This window comes from Stenotrophomonas sp. ISL-67, assembly GCF_018612915.1.
Taxonomy (GTDB): Bacteria; Pseudomonadota; Gammaproteobacteria; order Xanthomonadales; family Xanthomonadaceae; genus Stenotrophomonas.
Window position 1 is genome coordinate 52163 of record NZ_JAGGRL010000004.1, and the last position, 16163, is coordinate 68325.

Consider the following 16163-nt stretch of genomic DNA (forward strand, 5'->3'; position numbering starts at 1 on the left):
GTGGCTCTACATTCATTGCTGCGAGCGTGCCATGCAAACCGATAGCCCCATTGACGCCCTTCTTTCCAAGTTGCAGCCCCTGCGCGATGCGCTGGGCAAGGCCGTGGTGGGCCAACATGACGTGGTGGAGCAGTTGCTGATCGGGCTGCTCGCCGGTGGGCATGTGTTGCTGGAAGGCGCGCCGGGACTGGGCAAGACCCTGCTGGTCCGCTCGCTGGGGCAGGCGCTGGAGCTGCAGTTCCGGCGCGTGCAGTTCACCCCCGACCTGATGCCCAGCGACATCCTGGGCACCGAGCTGCTGGAGGAAGACCACGGCACCGGCCACCGCCATTTCCGTTTCCAGCAGGGGCCGATCTTCACGCACCTGCTGCTGGCCGACGAACTCAACCGCACGCCGCCCAAGACCCAGGCCGCGTTGCTGGAAGCGATGCAGGAGCGCACGGTCAGTTACGCCGGCACCACCTACGCACTGCCCGCGCCGTTCTTCGTGCTGGCCACGCAGAACCCGATTGAACAGGCCGGCACCTACCCGCTGCCGGAAGCGCAGCTGGACCGGTTCCTGCTGCACGTCCGGGTGGACTACCCCACCGAACAGGAAGAGCGCGACATCCTGGTGCAGACCACCGGCAGCGTCACCGGCGCGGTGCCCAAGGTGATGCACGCCGAGGACGTGCTGGCCCTGCAGGCGGCGGTGCGCCAGGTGCATGTCAGCGACGACGTCTTGACCTGGATCACCCGTCTGGTCCGCGCCAGCCGCCCCGGCAGCAGCGCGCCCGACGCGGTGAACCACTGGATCAAATGGGGTGCCGGCCCGCGTGCCGGCCAGTCGCTGGTGCTGGCGGCCAAGGCGCGTGCCCTGCTGCAGGGTCGCTTCGCCGCTACCCGCGAGGACGTGCAGGCGCTGATGGCGCCGGTGATGCGCCACCGCCTGCTGCTCTCGTTTGCTGCCGAAGCCGAGCAGAAGGGCGCCGACGATGTGATCGCTGCGTTGCTGCAGGCCGTGCCCTTCCCCGCCTGAGCCTGCCGTGAGCCCGCACGCCCCGATCGCCATTCCCGCCGATGTGCGCAGCCGCCTGAAGGCGCTGCGGCTGTTGCCGCGGCGTGCTGCCGGCGCGCAGGGCATCGGCCAGCATGCCAGCCGCAGCCGCGGTGCCGGGCTGGAGTTCGCCCAGTACCGCGCCTACGAACCTGGCGACGAGCTGCGCCAGATCGACTGGAAGCTCTATGCACGTTCGGACCGTTTCTTCGTGCGCGAATCCGAGCGCGAGAGCCCGGTCACGATCTGGATCCTGGTCGATGCCACCGCCTCGGCAGGCCAGTGCGACCGCGCCCGTCCCGGTGCATCCAGGCTCGACCATGCCTGCGCTACAGCCGCCTGCATCGTCGAACTGGCGCTGCAACAAGGCGACCGCTTCGGGCTGATCGTGGTCAATGGCTCGGGCGTGCAGCTGATCCCCGCTGGTGGCGGCGCGCGTCAGCGCGACCGTATCCACCTGCTGTCTTACCGCCTGCGCGCCACCGGCGCATGGCCGGCACAGGAGGCGCTGCGCCCGGTGTGGGAGCGGGTGCAGGCCAACGACATGCTGATCGCATTGGGTGACGGGTTCGATGAAGCGGGCATCGTGCTGCTGGAGCGCCTTGCCGCCGCCCGCCGCGACGTGGCGCAGCTGCAGATCCTCACCGCCGACGAGCGCGACTTTCCGTTCCAGGACGGCCACCGGTTCCGTGACCCGGAAACCGGCGAGGAGCTGCTCGGCGATGGCCGCGCTGTCCGCGACGATTACCTGGCCCGCTTCGCCGAGGCGCAGCGCGTACTGCAGGCGCGGCTGCAGCGCGGCGGCGTTGCCCACGTGGTGACCCATACCGACCAGCCGTTGGACGCACCGCTGCGCCTGCTGGCCGGGAGCGCGCGATGAGCCTGTCGCTGCTGTTCCCGCTGGGGCTGCTGGCGCTGGCGTCACTGCTGGTGCCGTTGCTGATCCACTTGGCGCGCCGCCACCAGTACGCGCCGCTGGAGTTCGCCGCGTTGCGCTGGCTGCGGGCCAAGGCTCGCCCGCGCCAGCGCATCCGCTTCGACGAATGGCCGCTGCTGCTGGTGCGCCTGTTGCTGCTGGCGGCGCTGGCCGTCTTGCTGGCCCGGCCGCTGCTGCATGGCGCGCCGGTACAGACACCGCCGTGGGTGGTGGTCGCACCGGGCCTGGAGCGGGTGCCAGTGCCCAAAGGCAGCGAAGGCCATTGGCTGGCACCGGGGTTCCCTTCATTGCAGGACCCTGCGCCGAACGCCGCGCAACCGCTGGCCAGCCTGCTGCGAGAGCTCGACCAGCGGTTGCCGTCCGGCGCCGCGTTGACCGTGCATGTGCCCGACCCGATGCCGGGGCTGGACGGCGAACGGCCGCAGCTGTCGCGCGCGGTGGAATGGCGGCCGGTCGCGGCACCGGTAGATGCCGCCACACCGAATACGGCACCTCGATTGCGCCTCAGCAGCGCTGCCGCTGACGCACAGACCCTGCGCGTGCTGGATGCCGTGCAGCGCGCGTGGAGCGGCCAGCCGCTTGCTCCGCCGCTCAGCGCCGATTCGGCACCGGCGAACGGAGAGGTGGGCGTCTGGCTTGCGAACGCGCCACTCTCACCGGCGTGGCAGGCCTGGGCGGAAGCCGGCGGCAACGTGATCGCCCTGTCCGCCGCTGCCGCGCCCGGCAAGGGCACGCCGCTGCTGCCGGACAGCAAGGGCAAGGCCGCGTTGTCGCGGCATGCGCTGGGTCGCGGCCAGCTGCTGCGCTTCACTGCGGCACTGTCGCCTGACGCGCTGCCCGTGCTGCGCGACCCCGCCTTCCCGCGCCACCTGCTGGAGCGGGTGCAGCCACCGGTACCGCCGCAGCTTGCGCCTGCCGCCACACAGCGCCCGCTGTCCGGCGCCCTGGCAGCGCTGCCGCAGCCACGTGACCTGACCGGATGGCTGTTGCTGCTCATCGTGAGCCTGTTCGCGCTGGAGCGCTGGTTGGCAACGTCGCGGCGGCGCGGGGCCAGCGCATGAGTCCGCTGCAACAGGCGTGGCAGCGCGCGCGTCGCCGTCAGTGGTGGATCACGGCAGCCATACTGCTGCCGTTGGCACTGGCCGTTACCGCCGTGGCGGCGCGCCTTGCCGGCATCAGCCTCGGCTCGGTCGCGCTGCTGGTCGCCCTGCTGCTGGTCGCGGGCACCGCTACCTGGCGCGCCCGGCGCGTCGACCGGCAGTGGCTGGTGCGCCAGCTCGACACGCATCCCGTCGCGCAGGACAGCGCCGACCTGTTGTTCGCCGACCCCGCTGCGCTCAATCCGTTGCAGCAGTTGCAGCGCGACCGCATCACCCGCACCCTGCACAGCGCCATGCCCGACCTGCGCATGCGGTGGCCACGCCGTTGGCTCGTTGCAGCGTGGTCCGGTGGCCTGCTCGTCGCGGTGCTGGCCGTGGGCTGGCCCGCACCGGGAGCGCCCGTGCCGGTGCTTCCCGGCGTCGCCGCGCCGGCTGCCAGCCCCGCACGGCCGCCCAGCCTGCAGTCCGCGCGCCTGCAGGTCCGCGCTCCGGCCTACAGCGGCCAGGCCGTGCGTACGCAGACGGCATTGGACGCCAAGGTGGTGCAGGGCAGCGCGCTTGAATGGTCATTGCGTTTCACCGCGCAGCCCGGCAAGGCCGCACTGCAGTTGCACGATGGCACGCGCATCGCGCTGCGTCGTGAGGGCGAACAGTGGCGGGGGCAGTGGACTGCCAGCCGCCCGACCCTGTACCGCATCGTCACCGAGCCGGCGCTGAGCGCACCGCGTCTGTACCGGCTGGACGTAGTGCCCGACCGGCCGCCGAACGTGCGCGTGATCGCCCCGGACCGCACCCTGGTGCTGGCCACCCCGGGCCAACGCCAATGGACGCTCCAGTTCGAGGCCAACGACGATTTCGGAGTGGCGGCCAACGCCGAACTGGCGCTGACCCTGGCCCAGGGCAGCGGTGAAAACATCACCTTCCGCGAGCAGCGCATCGCACTGACCGGCAGCGGCCCCGCCACGCAGCGTCGCTTCACACGCACCCTGGACCTGGCGGCGCTGGGTGCGGGACCGGGCAACGATGTGATCGCGCAGCTGCACGTGCGCGACAACCACACCCCAACACCCCAGGCCGCGCAGAGCACCAGCCTGATCCTGCGCCTGCCCAGCGAAGAGCAGGTGCTGGGCGAGGCAATGGAAGGCATGGTCAAGAAGACCCTGCCGGCGTACTTCCGCAGCCAGCGCCAGATCATCATCGACGCCGAAGCACTGATCAAACAGCGCAGCCGGTTGAGCGCTGACGAATTCGTCAGACGCAGCGATGCCATCGGCGTGGACCAGCGCATCCTGCGCCTGCGCTATGGCCAGTTCCTCGGCGAAGAAAGCGAAGGCGCGGCCAAGCCGCCGCCGACCAGCGACAGCCTGCCCACCAGCGACGCGCCTGCAACCGGTCATGCAGATGACCATGCGAATGGCTCAGAAGAGCAGGCCGCGCAGAACGGCCACGACGACCACGACCATGGTGCCGCCAAGGCCGGCAGCGCCCCCGTGTTCGGCGCTGCCACCGACGTGCTCTCCGAGTACGGCCACACCCACGACCACGCCGAAGCAGCCACCCTGCTCGATCCGCAGACCCGCGCCACGCTGAAGGCCGCGCTGGACCAGATGTGGTCATCCGAAGGCGAACTGCGCCAGGGCCGCCCCGAGCGCGCACTGCCATTCGCCTACAAGGCGCTCGCGTTCATCAAACAGGTGCAGCAGGCCGAGCGCATCTACCTGGCCCGTGTCGGCCCGGAACTGCCGTCCATCGATGAAGGCCGTCGAATGAGCGGCAAGCGCGACGACCTCGGCAGCCGCACGCTGTCGATCACCCCGGTGCCCGCACCAGACCCGGCCGTCGTCGCGGTGTGGCAGCAGCTGGCCGACCCCGGCAGCGCGCCCGACCTGGATGCAATCACGCAGTGGCTGGGCCGCAACGAGCGCCGCCTGGCCGATCCGCTCAGCCTGGCGGCCGCCATCGAAGAACTGCGCCTCCAGCCGGACTGCAGCACCTGCCGCAGCACCCTGCGCGCGCAACTGTGGCGTGCCCTGCTGCGCCCGCTGCCGCAGGTGGAACGCCGAAGCGCACCGGACCCGATGGCGCAGCGCTACCTGGATGCCCTGGAGCCCACGCGATGAGCACCGTACCGTGGGTCGCCATCGCCCTGGTCCTGACCGTCGTCGTGGCCAGCCTGCGCGTGCTGATGCCCCGCCGCGCTGCGGCCAACCCCGCTTCGGCGGTCCCCGTAGCGCCGGGCTCTGCCCGGCTGCCTCTGCGCCGCCGCGCCGCCCTGCTCACTCTGCAGGCACTGGCGGCCCTGCTGCTGTACTTCACCCTGTTGCCCCCGCAACGCAGCGTCGACGGCGGTCAGTTGACCGTGCTGACCGGCAACGCGGCACTGGCTGGCGCCATCCCTGCGGGCGCCGTGCTGGTCGCACTACCGGAAGCCACATCCCCCGCAAACGCCGTCCGCACCCCCGACCTGGCCACTGCCCTGCGCCAACACCCGGGCACGCGCTCGCTGCAGTTGATCGGCGACGGCCTGGCCGCGCGCGACCGCGACACCGTGGTGCCTGCAGGCACCACGCTGCAGCCCGCCCCCGCTCCGCGCGGCTGGATCGAACTGCAGCCACCCGCTGCCACCGCACCCGGTGCGCTGTTCGGCGTCACCGCGCGCGCCAGCGGCATCGCCAGCGCACGCGCCGAACTGCTCGACCCCGCCGGTGCCGTGGTCGACCGCGCGCCACTCGACGCGCAGGGCCGGGTAAGCCTGCAGGGCACTGCACGTGCAAGCGGCCGCAGCGCGTTCACCCTGCGCCTGCTCGACGCCCAGCAACACGCCGTGGACACCGTTCCGGTACCGCTGCAGACCGTGGCCGCACCCGCCCCGCGCCTGCTGATCGTGGCCGGCGCGCCGGGCCCGGAACTGAAGTACCTGCGGCGTTGGGCCACCGACACCGGGCTGGAAATGCAGGCCCAGGCCAGCGCCGGCGGCGGCGTCATGCTGGGCGACGCGCCGGTTGCACTCAGCGCCGCACGCCTGGCCAGCACCGACGTACTGGTGCTGGACGAGCGCAGCGTGGCGTCGTTCGGCGCGGCACAACGCGCGCTTGTTGCCCAAGCACTGCGCGAAGGGCTGGGCGTGCTGGTCCGCAGCACCGGCCCGCTCAACGACACCACGCGCCAGGCGCTGCGCAGCTGGGGCTTGCCGGTCAGCGGTGGCACCCGCGCGGCGCCGCTGGCATTGCCCGCCGATCCAGACGCCGCCCTGCTGCACGCCCGTCGCGGTCCGCAACGCCCCGCCAGCGAGAGCACGGCCTACGTCGACGAAGCCGACTCCGCCTCGCACAGCGCAGCACCGCCCGCCCTGGAACGCGTTGAAATGGCGCTGCCCGGCAGCGATGCCCTGCTGCACGACGCCAAGGGCAATGCCATCGGCGGCTGGCGCAGCGTGGGTCGCGGCCGCATCGCGCTGCTACCGGTCACCGACAGCTACCGGCTGGTGCTGGCCGGCCGCGACGACCGCCATGCCGAGCTGTGGTCCGGCGTGCTGGCCCGGATCGCCCGCGCCCTGCCCGGCACGGCGGCCGCGCGCCTGCGCTCGGCAACACCATGGGCAGGCGAGCGCGTGGCGCTCTGCGATGTCGCCAACAACACCTCGATCCGCGACCCAGAAGGCCGCACCGTCGCCCTGCAGGTCGATCCCGCCACCGGCGCCCAGCGCTGCGCCGGCTACTGGCCGCAGCAGCCCGGTTGGCATCAGTTGCAGCAGGGCGACACCGTCCAGGCCTTCTACGTATTCGATCCCGCCTCCGCCCAGCCGCTGCACCGGCAGCAGATGCGCGACGCCACGATTGACCGCTTGGCCGGGTCATCCGCGAGGACAAGCGGTGCACCGGAAGAGGTACCGGGTCCCCGCTGGCCCTGGCTTCTGGGGTTCATCGCAGCCGCCTCCCTGCTCTGGTGGCTGGAGCGTCGTCGACTGCCCGCCTTACGTTGAATGCTTCCAGTCGGAGGAGGCCGGAACGACCCAGATGACCCGCACGTCGTTACCTTCGCGCGTATAGATCAGCAGATGTCGCGTCCGCCGGCATACGTACAGGCGCGTGCCCTTGAGCGGTCCTTGCCGCCAGGTAGCAACGCCGTCCAGGGCATCAGCTTCCTGCTCCATATCTGCGTCCGCTTTCAAGGATGCCCGATAGATCGCTGGATCTTCTTTTTCCAATGCACTGGCCAACGCTGCATCCAGTAGTCGTTGACGATCTTCCAGCGCCGCGGGTGTCCACAGGACACTCACTTCTTCCGATCCTTCCGCCTCATCATTTCTTCAAGCTGAGCCAGGTGTCCGGCCTTGATGTCGTTCATGTGCGCCTTCGCTTCGGCGCTTGAAAGCGCCGGGCGTGTGTCAGCCAGGGCCCTTGCAGTACCTTCACGCAGAAACTCGGCATACGCCGCGTCTTCATGACTCTGCTTCAGGGCTGCAGTGCGGTCCGGACGGCGACGCGGTTCCTCTCGCTCGGCATAGCCGCTTGCATCAACGTGGTACTGGTTGATGCCCAATTCCCTACGAAGCACGCGCACGGCGGCATCGAGTCCGGCGAACAACCTTGTCGCCCCCGCCTTGGTTGCGAGTGCACGTTCTCCGATTCCAAGCTTGAACATGACGGCATATCCGCCAGCTTGTCCCACTAACAGGGTGTCGTGAACACTGCCGGCAGCGGCAAGTTCGCGCGCCGTGGCGAGTTGTACGGTCTGTGGCATGGTGGCACCCTAATAATGATTACACGGGAATCATACAACCATTATTTAATCCGAACCATTCACCCCTCAATGCCGCGTGTCTCATTCACTGAGACCCGCTTGTGCTTCCATGGCGTCCTTTGCAAACCGTTGTCCCCATGGCCTACGAACTCGCCAAGCGCACCGAAGACGCCGAACGTCGGCTCTCCACCACCGATGGCCTGCCCTCGCGCAACGGTGCGCTGCTCACCGCGCGCCTGCAGCAGCGCTATGCGGACCGGATTACCGGCAGCTTCACCATCCCGGGCCGCGAAGGCAGCTACGCGCCGATCCCCGCCGATGTGCCGGCCGCGCTGACCGCCGCGCTGAAGGCACGCGGCATCGAACAGCTGTACAGCCACCAGGCCGAAGCGTGGGATGCCACCCAGCGCGGCGAACACGTGGCCATCGTCACCCCCACCGCCAGCGGCAAGTCGCTGTGCTACACCCTGCCGGTGGTCAGTGCCGCCATGCAGGGCAAGGCCAAGGCGCTGTACCTGTTCCCGACCAAGGCGCTGGCCCAGGACCAGGTGGCCGAGCTGCTGGAGCTCAACCGCGCCGGCGACCTGGGGGTCAAGGCCTTCACCTTCGACGGCGACACCCCCGGCGATGCGCGCCAGGCGATCCGCCTGCACGGCGACATCGTGGTGTCCAACCCGGACATGCTGCACCAGGCCATCCTGCCGCATCACACCAAGTGGGCGCAGTTCTTCGAGAACCTGCGCTATGTGGTGATCGATGAGGTGCACACCTACCGCGGCGTGTTCGGCAGCCATGTCACCAACGTGCTACGCCGGCTCAAGCGCATCTGCGCGTTTTACGGCGTCTCGCCGCAGTTCATCCTGTGCTCGGCCACCATCGGCAACCCGCAGGCACATGCCGAAGCGTTGATCGAAGCGCCGGTGACCGCCATCACCGAATCGGGCGCGCCGACCGGGCCCAAGCACGTGCTGCTGTGGAACCCGCCAGTGGTTAACGCCGACCTCGGCCTGCGTGCCTCGGCACGCTCGCAGAGCAACCGCATCGCGCGCATCGCGATCAAATCCGGCCTGAAGACGCTGATCTTCGCGCAGAGCCGCTTGATGGTCGAAGTGCTCACCAAGTACCTCAAGGACATCTTCGACCACGACCCGCGCAAGCCCGCACGCATCCGCGCGTATCGTGGCGGCTACCTGCCCACCGAACGCCGCGAAACCGAGCGCGCCATGCGCGCCGGCAGCATCGACGGCATCGTCAGCACCTCGGCGCTGGAGTTGGGCGTGGATATCGGCAGCCTGGACGTGGTGGTGCTCAACGGCTACCCCGGCAGCGTGGCGGCCACCTGGCAGCGCTTCGGCCGCGCCGGCCGCCGCCAGCAGCCGGCGCTGGGCGTACTGGTGGCCAGCTCGCAGCCGCTGGACCAGTACGTGGTGCGGCACCCGGACTTCTTTGCAGACGCCTCGCCCGAACACGCGCGCATCGCCCCGGACCAGCCGCTGATCCTGTTCGACCACATCCGCTGCGCGGCCTTCGAACTGCCCTTCCTGGCCGGCGACCCGTTCGGGCCGATCGACCCGCTGGTGTTCCTGGAAGCGCTGGCCGAAACCGACGTGGTGCACCGCGAAGGCGACCGCTGGGAGTGGATCGCCGACAGCTACCCGGCCAATGCGGTGAGCCTGCGCTCGGTGGCCGATGGCAACTTCGTGGTGGTCGACCGCAGCGACGGCAAGCAGCAGATCATCGCCGAAGTGGATTATTCCGCCGCCGCGCTCACCTTGTACGAGGGCGCCATCCACATGGTGCAGTCCACCCCGTACCAGGTCGAACGGCTGGACTGGGAGGGCCGCAAGGCCTATGTCACCCGTACCCACGTGGACTACTACACCGACAGCATCGACTTCACCAAGCTCAAGGTGCTGGACCGCTTCGACGGCTGCATGGCCGGCCAGGGCGATTCGCACCACGGCGAAGTACACGTGGTGCGGCGCGTGGCCGGCTACAAGAAGATCCGCTACTACACGCACGAAAACATCGGCTATGGCCCGGTCAACCTGCCCGACCAGGAGCTGCACACCACCGCCGTGTGGTGGCAGCTGCCGCAGGGCCTGCTGCTGACCGCGTTCGACAGCAAGCAGGAAGCGCTGGATGGCTTCCTCGGCGCGGCCTATGCGCTGCACATCGTCGCCACCGTAGCGGTGATGGCCGATGCGCGCGACCTGCAGAAGGCGGTGGGCAACGGCGACGGCGCGTGGTTCGCGGTGGCCGACCAGAGCGGGCGCGGCCAGCTGCGCGGTGCCGAATTCGATGCCAGCGCGATCGAGCTGCAGCAGCAGTTCGTGCCCACGGTGTACCTGTACGACAATTTCCCCGGCGGCGTGGGCCTGAGCGAGCCGCTGTGGCTGCGCCAGGCCGAACTGCTGCAGCGCGCGCAGGAACTGGTGCAGCGCTGCGACTGCAAGGCCGGTTGCCCGGCCTGCGTGGGCCCGGTGCTGGCCGGCCAGGAAGACGATGCCACCACGCCCAAGGCGCTGGCGTTGAAGGTGCTGGCGCTGTTTGACGAGCACGCGTTGCCCAGCGCCGCCGAACGTGAGCGGATCGATGCCGACGTGGTGCCGTTTTGAGCCTGAGCCTGGACAAACTGCGGCTGCTGCGCCGCCAGGCCGGCGATGCAACGCCGCGGCCGGCGGCCGGGCATGCGACGCCCCCGGTGCCGCCAGCGCCTGCCACACCAGTGGCGGCCAACGACGCGCAGGCCCGCCGGGCCGCGCCGGACTCGGTGTTTGCGTGGGTCGATAAAGAGATCCGCCACAAGGCCCCCGGCGACGCCGCACCTGCACCCGTATCGCCGCCACCGCCGGCACTGCGCAGACCGGAGGTGGGCGACCTGCATCGCCTGTTGGGCCTGCGCGACCGTGGCGCAGCGGCGGCCGCACGTCCGCGCGTGGATGCACGCGACCACCATGTTCCCGGCGAAGAGATCGCGCCGGGACTGTTCCTGATCGAATCGTTCCTGCCGCAGGCCATTCCGCTGCAGCCGCTGTCGCTGGCATTCGCCAGGCGCGAAGGCGAGGCGGTGCAGCCGCAGGACCTGATGTTCTTCGACACCGAAACCACCGGCCTGGCCGGCGGCACCGGCACCCGCGCCTTCATGATCGGCGCGGCCGACTGGCACCACGATGCCGCGCGCGGCGACGGCCTGCGCATCCGGCAGCTGCTGATGACCACCATGGCCGCGGAAACCGCGATGCTGCGCGAGTTCGCCGGCTGGCTGCAGCCCAGCACGGTGTTTTCCAGCTACAACGGCCGCTGCTACGACGCGCCGCTGCTGAAGACCCGCTACCGGCTGGCCCGCCAGCGCTGCCCGATCACCCCGCTGGACCACGTGGACCTGCTGTTCCCTACCCGCCGCCGCTACCGGGGCACGTGGGAGAACTGCCGGCTGGCCACCATCGAGCGCCAGCTGCTGCAGATCGTGCGCGAGGACGACCTGCCCGGTTCCGAAGCGCCTGCGGCATGGCTGAACTACCTGCGCGGCGGCAGCGCGGTGAACCTGCGCCGGGTGGCCGAACACAACCACCAGGACGTGGTGACCCTGTCGTTGTTGATGGTTCGGCTGGTCGCCGAGGAGCAGCGCGAGCGCGAGACGCTGGCACTGTCTGCGGCCGCGCCGTTCGGCTGAGCCGTGCCGGTGGCAACGCGCGTATTCATCGCGTTGACACCCCGTGCAGGCCCCGGCGTGCAAACTTGCCGCATATCCCCGGTAAGGAGTGCGCCATGCGTCTGCCCATGTTGCTGTTGATCGGTTGTGCCCTTCCGCTGGCAGCGTGCAGCAGCCCGCCGCCGAAGACCGCCGACGAGCCACCGCAGGCGGTGGTGGACCCGGTGCCGGCCGGTTCCGAAGGCATTACCCCGTGCCGGCCCGAAGCGCTGCAGGGCCTGGAAGGCAAGCTTGCCGATACCGCGACGGTGGACAAAGCGGTCAAGGACAGCGGCGCCAAGCACGCCCGCGTGGTGAAGCCGAACATGGCGGTGACCATGGATTTCCGCGAAGACCGCTTGACCATCCAGGTGGATGCGCAGAACCGCATCACCAGCATCAACTGCGGTTGACCGTCACCCGGGCGGGGGGCTCAAGATGCCGCCACGCAAGCGCGCAGCGGCACCCGGATGGGTTACCGCATTACCGCACCCGCTGCGCGGTTCCGTTGGCCAGCGCCTGGTCAATGACCGTGCGCACCTCGCGAGCCACTTTGGCCGATGCCACGCTCTGGCGTGCTGCCAGCGCCTCCTGCTGGCGGGCAAGCCCCTGCTGCTGAAGGGCAAGCTGGGACTGTTGCTGGGCGGCCTGTTCGATCTGCTGCTGGCGGGTGTGGTCGTCGCGTGCCTGCGCCGCCTGCTGGCGGGCCTGAGCGGAGGCGCGGCGTGCGGCAACCGCTGCGCTCGCACTGCCGCGCTCCGAGCCGGCCGCCTGGTTGGCCATCTCCGCCGCATCCATCGCCATCGCCTCACGGCTGGCGTCGATCGCGTCGCGGCTCGCCTGCTGCGCGATGGTCGAGATGCGCTCACCCAGCCGCCCCTGCTGTTCGCCCAGCCGGCCCTGCTGTTCACCGAGTTCGCCTTGCGCACGGCCCAGCTCGGCGATTTCCTTCTGCGACTGGCCGAGCGAGCGGATAACGGCTGGGTCACGGATCACGTAACGATCGTTTCCGCGACGCACCCACAGCGCCGGCTCGCCGCTGCGCGTATCGCGCTGTGACTGCTTGAGGTCGTCCATCGAGGCGTCCACGAAGTTATCGCCGCCCATGCGCAGTACGTAGGCCTGCGACGGTTGGTGCGACAGATCCAAACGACCATGGGTCACCAGGGTGGTGCTGGTGCCGCTGCTGTTGACCTGCAGCGTGCTGGCCTCGTCGGGATGCGGTGGCGCTGTGGGTGCTGCAGGCGCCGCTGGGGGACGCGGTGCGCTGGCCGGGCGCGGCGCGGGCGCCGGCTTCGGAGCGGCCAGCGCCGGCGGCGCTGCCGGGGCGGCGGGTACAGCGGGCATTGCCGGGGCGGCAACCAACGCGGGCGGTTCCGGGGGCGCCGGCGGTACCGCCGCCACCAGCCGCAACGGGGCCACGCCGACCAGCACGAACACGGCGGTGACGCCTACCGAGACCACGCGCGGCAGCGAACCGGTCTGCTGCAGGGTCAGCAGGCGGCGCTTGAGGCTGCGGAAGTTCGGCGAGGCACTGGCCACGCCTACGGCCGGGCGCGGGGCCACGCCCAGCTGCACCAGCAGCCGGCCATAGTCGTGGCGGCAATGCCCGTGGCCGGCAACCACCGCGCTGTCGCAGGCTTCTTCGCGGGCCAGCGCATACTCACGCGCGGCCAGGTGCACCAGCGGATGGAAGAACAGCAGGTGCTGGGCAAGCGAAGGCAGCAGGCCCCACCACAGGTCCCGGCGTTGCAGGTGCACCAGTTCGTGGGTCAGCGCCATGTCCAGGTCATCGGCGGCCATTGCCGGCAGCTCGCGCGCCGGCAACAGCAGCACCGGATTCCATGGGCCGATCAGCTGCGGCGAAGTGATCTGCGCCGAAATCTTCAGCTGCGGCGCACGCGCCAGCCCGTGTGCTTCGGCAGCAAGCTGCAGTGCCTGCTGCAGGCCGGCGTCGGTGCAGCGTGCAGCACTGCGCACCAGCGCACGGCTCTGGCGGTAAGCGCGCAGGCTGTGCAGCAGCATGACCAGCACACCGGCGGCCCACAGCGCGAACAGCGCGGTCTGCCAGGACAGGTCGGGCAGCAGCGATGCCGTTACCGCCGGCAGCGGCACGTCGACCGCTGCCCCGCTCAGTACCCTCTGCACCGGCAGCATGGGTTGCGCGGCCAGGGTGGCGGTATCGATGCCGGGCGCCGGCAGCACGGCCAGCTCCAGCGGGCTGCTCCACACCAGCCCGAGCACCGCCTGCACGGCCACCAGCCACCACAGGCGGCAGCGCGTGGCGGCGGGCAGGCGCGGCAGCAACCGGCACACGCCCCATACCAACGCCACCAGCACCGCACTCTGCACGCTGGTCCAGCCGAGGCGGGTCAACAGTTCCATCATCTGGGTATCCATGGCTCAGCCCTCCCGCTTGCGGGATTGCAGCTGGGCAACCAGCGCTTCAAGTTCGGCCAGCTCGCGGTCACTCACGTCAGCCTTGTGCGACATGAACGCCACGAACGGGGACACCGACCCCTGCAGGGTCTTCTCGACGAAGCTGGCCACCGCGCCCTGGACCACGCTGTCCTGCTCGCCCGTAGCCGAGTAGCGGTACACGCCCTCGACCTGCTCGCGCTGCAGGTAAGCCTTGCCACGCAGGCGTTCCATCATGGTCAGCACGGTGGAACGGGCCAGCCCCCGCTCCTCGCCGAAGCCGGCCGCCACCTCGCCCACGCTGGCGTTGTTCTGTTCCGCTACGTACTGCAGCAGGGCCAGTTCCTGGTCCCCGATGGTCTTGCCGCGCATAACACTCTCCGATGACTACACGTGTCGCTACCGTGCCAGTGACTACAGGTGTCGTCAAGTGCCGGAGGAGTGCGGGCCGACGAACGGTAGAGGACCGCCTGGGTCGGCCAACGGCCGACGCTACCGGGCCCTACACGGGGTAGCGCCGGCCGTTGGCCGGCTGGCCGTACGACGTCGGCTACTTACCGTGCGGGCCGCCCATCACCGGCAGCACCACGCCGCTGATGTAGCTGGCGGTCACCGGCGACGCCAGGAACACATACGCGGGCGACAATTCTTCCGGCTGTGCGGCGCGGCCCATGTCGCTGTTCTTGCCGAACTCGGCCACGTCCGGCGCCTGTTTATCGGCCGGATTGAGCGGGGTCCAGACCGGACCCGGCGCGACCGCATTGACGCGGATGCCGCGTGGCAGCAGCTGGCTGGCCAGCGCCTTGGTGAATGCATGGATCGCACCCTTGGTCGCCGAGTAGTCGATCAGCGCCTTGCTGCCGAACAGCCCGGTTTCCGAACCGGTGTTGATGATGCAGTCGCCTTCTTCCAGATGCGGCAGCACCGCGCGCGCCATCTGGATGTAACCGCCGATGTTGGTCTGCAGGGTTTCCTGCAGGTGCGCGTCTTCCAGATCTTCCAGCCGTTCGCAGTGCAGCTGGAAGGCGGCGTTGTTGACCAGGATGTCGACGCCGCCGAACGCCTTGGCCACCTGCTTCACCGCCCTGTTGCAGAATTTCGGATCGCGCACGTCGCCGGCGATCACCACGCAGCGGGTACCTTCGGCTTCCACATGCTGGCGGGTGATTTCTGCATCTTCCTGCTCGTCCAGGTGAAGCACGGCCACGTCTGCGCCTTCGCGTGCGAACAACACCGCCACCGCACGGCCGATGCCGGAATCGCCGCCGGTGATGATCGCGCGCTTGCCCTGCAGCTTGCCACTGCCGACATAGTCCGGCGCGAGGAAGCGCGGGGCCAGATCCAGTTCGTGTTCGTTGCCCGGCTTGGCAATGTGCTGGGCCGGCATGGTGTCCGGCTGCTTGCGGCTGCCGGCCTGGGTCGCCTTCTTCGCGGCCTTCTTGGTGGCGGCTTTCTTTGCTGCAGCACGCGCGTCCTTGGCCTTTTCCTGGTCCTGCAGCCGGCGCTGGCGCGCGGCCACGCGTGCAGCGCGCGGATCGGCGGCGGCGGCCTTGCGGGTGGCGGTCTTGACGACCGGGGTGCGTTCGCGCGCCGACGAGTCCCCGCTGGCGATGGGCTTGGACGCGGTGCGTTTGCGGGACTTCTTGGCGGTGGCCATGCTCAACTCCTTCGTTGCGGTTGCCTCGGCGCGGGTGGAGGGCGAGGCAAGGGCAGTGTGTCGGCGCTGGCGGTCACATACGGTGAATGCAATGTGGGCACGCCGTGCAGGGCTTCATCCGCCGCATACGCCTGCGGCGGCATCGTGGCACCAGAATCCCGCTGGAGTGCTCCCATGTTCCGTCCCCTGCTTGCCGTTGCCGCACTGACCGCCCTCACCGCCTGCAGCAGCACGCCAGTGGCCCAGGTGGAACCCATCGACGGCGTCATCTCCGGGCAGTGCCACGTGGACAAGGTGCGCGGCGCGGTTGGCCTTGCCGCATCGGCCGCCACTGTCGAACGCGCCCGCGTGGACAGCGACAGCCTCGAGGTGGTCGTACTGCGCGGCCAGCGCGCAGAGAGCGGCGCCACTGCCAGCGGCGCGGTCAATCCCAGCCCGGGTGCGGGAAGCGGTGGCGAGCGCCTGACCATCGAGACCGGGCGCACCAACAACATCACTGCGATTTTCTGTGGTTGATTGCGGCTGACGGGCACGGTTGGACCGCCTGGGCCGACCAACGGTCGGCGCTACCGGATCGG

14 protein-coding genes are annotated in these 16163 nt (G+C 69.7%); 9 read left to right on the forward strand and 5 right to left on the reverse strand.

Annotation, left to right across the window (positions count from 1 at the left end; all coding sequences use genetic code 11):
* The first annotated feature begins 31 nt into the window (after positions 1-31).
* Genes J7J08_RS06145 through J7J08_RS06165 form a run of 5 tightly spaced genes read left to right on the forward strand, consistent with a single transcriptional unit; the run spans position 32 to position 7055 of the window.
* Positions 32-1018, forward strand: coding sequence for a MoxR family ATPase (locus tag J7J08_RS06145; protein ID WP_214902704.1), 987 nt, complete (start codon positions 32-34; stop codon positions 1016-1018).
* A 7-nt stretch (positions 1019-1025) separates the two neighbouring features.
* Positions 1026-1916, forward strand: coding sequence for a DUF58 domain-containing protein (locus J7J08_RS06150; protein WP_214902707.1), 891 nt, complete (start codon positions 1026-1028; stop codon positions 1914-1916).
* Between the two features lie 2 nt (positions 1917-1918).
* A complete protein-coding gene (locus J7J08_RS06155) occupies positions 1919-3034 on the forward strand; it encodes a BatA domain-containing protein (protein ID WP_214903090.1) in 1116 nt (371 codons plus the stop codon).
* Positions 3031-5193 carry a DUF4175 domain-containing protein gene (locus J7J08_RS06160; RefSeq protein WP_214902710.1) on the forward strand — a complete coding sequence of 721 codons (2163 nt, stop codon included), beginning with the start codon at positions 3031-3033 and terminating at the stop codon, positions 5191-5193. Before J7J08_RS06155 ends, J7J08_RS06160 begins: the two co-directional genes overlap by 4 nt.
* Complete coding sequence (locus tag J7J08_RS06165; RefSeq protein ID WP_214902712.1) at positions 5190-7055, forward strand: hypothetical protein; 1866 nt, start codon at positions 5190-5192, stop codon at positions 7053-7055. The genes J7J08_RS06160 and J7J08_RS06165 overlap by 4 nt, the downstream gene beginning before the upstream one ends.
* Here J7J08_RS06165 and J7J08_RS06170 read toward each other — a convergent pair.
* Both J7J08_RS06170 and J7J08_RS06175 read right to left on the reverse strand, forming a co-directional pair.
* Positions 7047-7352 carry a type II toxin-antitoxin system RelE/ParE family toxin gene (locus tag J7J08_RS06170; protein WP_214902715.1) on the reverse strand — a complete coding sequence of 102 codons (306 nt, stop codon included), beginning with the start codon at positions 7350-7352 and terminating at the stop codon, positions 7047-7049. The genes J7J08_RS06165 and J7J08_RS06170 overlap by 9 nt on opposite strands.
* On the reverse strand, positions 7349-7816 hold the full coding sequence (locus J7J08_RS06175; protein WP_214902718.1) for a hypothetical protein: 468 nt from the start codon (positions 7814-7816) through the stop codon (positions 7349-7351). Before J7J08_RS06175 ends, J7J08_RS06170 begins: the two co-directional genes overlap by 4 nt.
* A gap of 137 nt (positions 7817-7953) precedes the next feature.
* On the opposite strand from J7J08_RS06175, the gene J7J08_RS06180 reads away from it, so the two are divergent.
* From J7J08_RS06180 to J7J08_RS06190, 3 genes are all read left to right on the forward strand, one after another.
* Positions 7954-10434: a DEAD/DEAH box helicase gene (locus J7J08_RS06180; RefSeq protein ID WP_214902721.1), complete on the forward strand. Its 2481-nt coding sequence runs from the start codon at positions 7954-7956 to the stop codon at positions 10432-10434.
* A complete protein-coding gene (locus tag J7J08_RS06185; RefSeq protein ID WP_214902724.1) occupies positions 10431-11492 on the forward strand; it encodes a ribonuclease H-like domain-containing protein in 1062 nt (353 codons plus the stop codon). Before J7J08_RS06180 ends, J7J08_RS06185 begins: the two co-directional genes overlap by 4 nt.
* Before the next feature lie 95 nt (positions 11493-11587).
* Entirely contained in the window at positions 11588-11923 is a 336-nt protein-coding gene (locus J7J08_RS06190; RefSeq protein WP_214902727.1) for an I78 family peptidase inhibitor, read from the forward strand.
* Between the two features lie 70 nt (positions 11924-11993).
* Here the strand turns inward: J7J08_RS06190 and J7J08_RS06195 are convergent, their stop codons facing one another.
* The 3 genes from J7J08_RS06195 to J7J08_RS06205 all read right to left on the reverse strand — a co-directional run bounded on the left by J7J08_RS06195 (position 11994) and on the right by J7J08_RS06205 (position 15585).
* Positions 11994-13910, reverse strand: a complete 1917-nt coding sequence (locus tag J7J08_RS06195; RefSeq protein WP_214902730.1) for a M56 family metallopeptidase — start codon at positions 13908-13910, stop codon at positions 11994-11996.
* A gap of 3 nt (positions 13911-13913) precedes the next feature.
* Positions 13914-14300 carry a BlaI/MecI/CopY family transcriptional regulator gene (locus tag J7J08_RS06200; RefSeq protein WP_214902733.1) on the reverse strand — a complete coding sequence of 129 codons (387 nt, stop codon included), beginning with the start codon at positions 14298-14300 and terminating at the stop codon, positions 13914-13916.
* Between the two features lie 178 nt (positions 14301-14478).
* Positions 14479-15585, reverse strand: a complete 1107-nt coding sequence (locus J7J08_RS06205; protein WP_214902736.1) for an SDR family oxidoreductase — start codon at positions 15583-15585, stop codon at positions 14479-14481.
* 174 nt (positions 15586-15759) lie between these two features.
* Here J7J08_RS06205 and J7J08_RS06210 point away from each other — a divergent pair, with 174 nt between their 5' ends.
* A complete protein-coding gene (locus J7J08_RS06210; RefSeq protein WP_214902738.1) occupies positions 15760-16101 on the forward strand; it encodes a hypothetical protein in 342 nt (113 codons plus the stop codon).
* Positions 16102-16163: the final 62 nt, after the last annotated feature.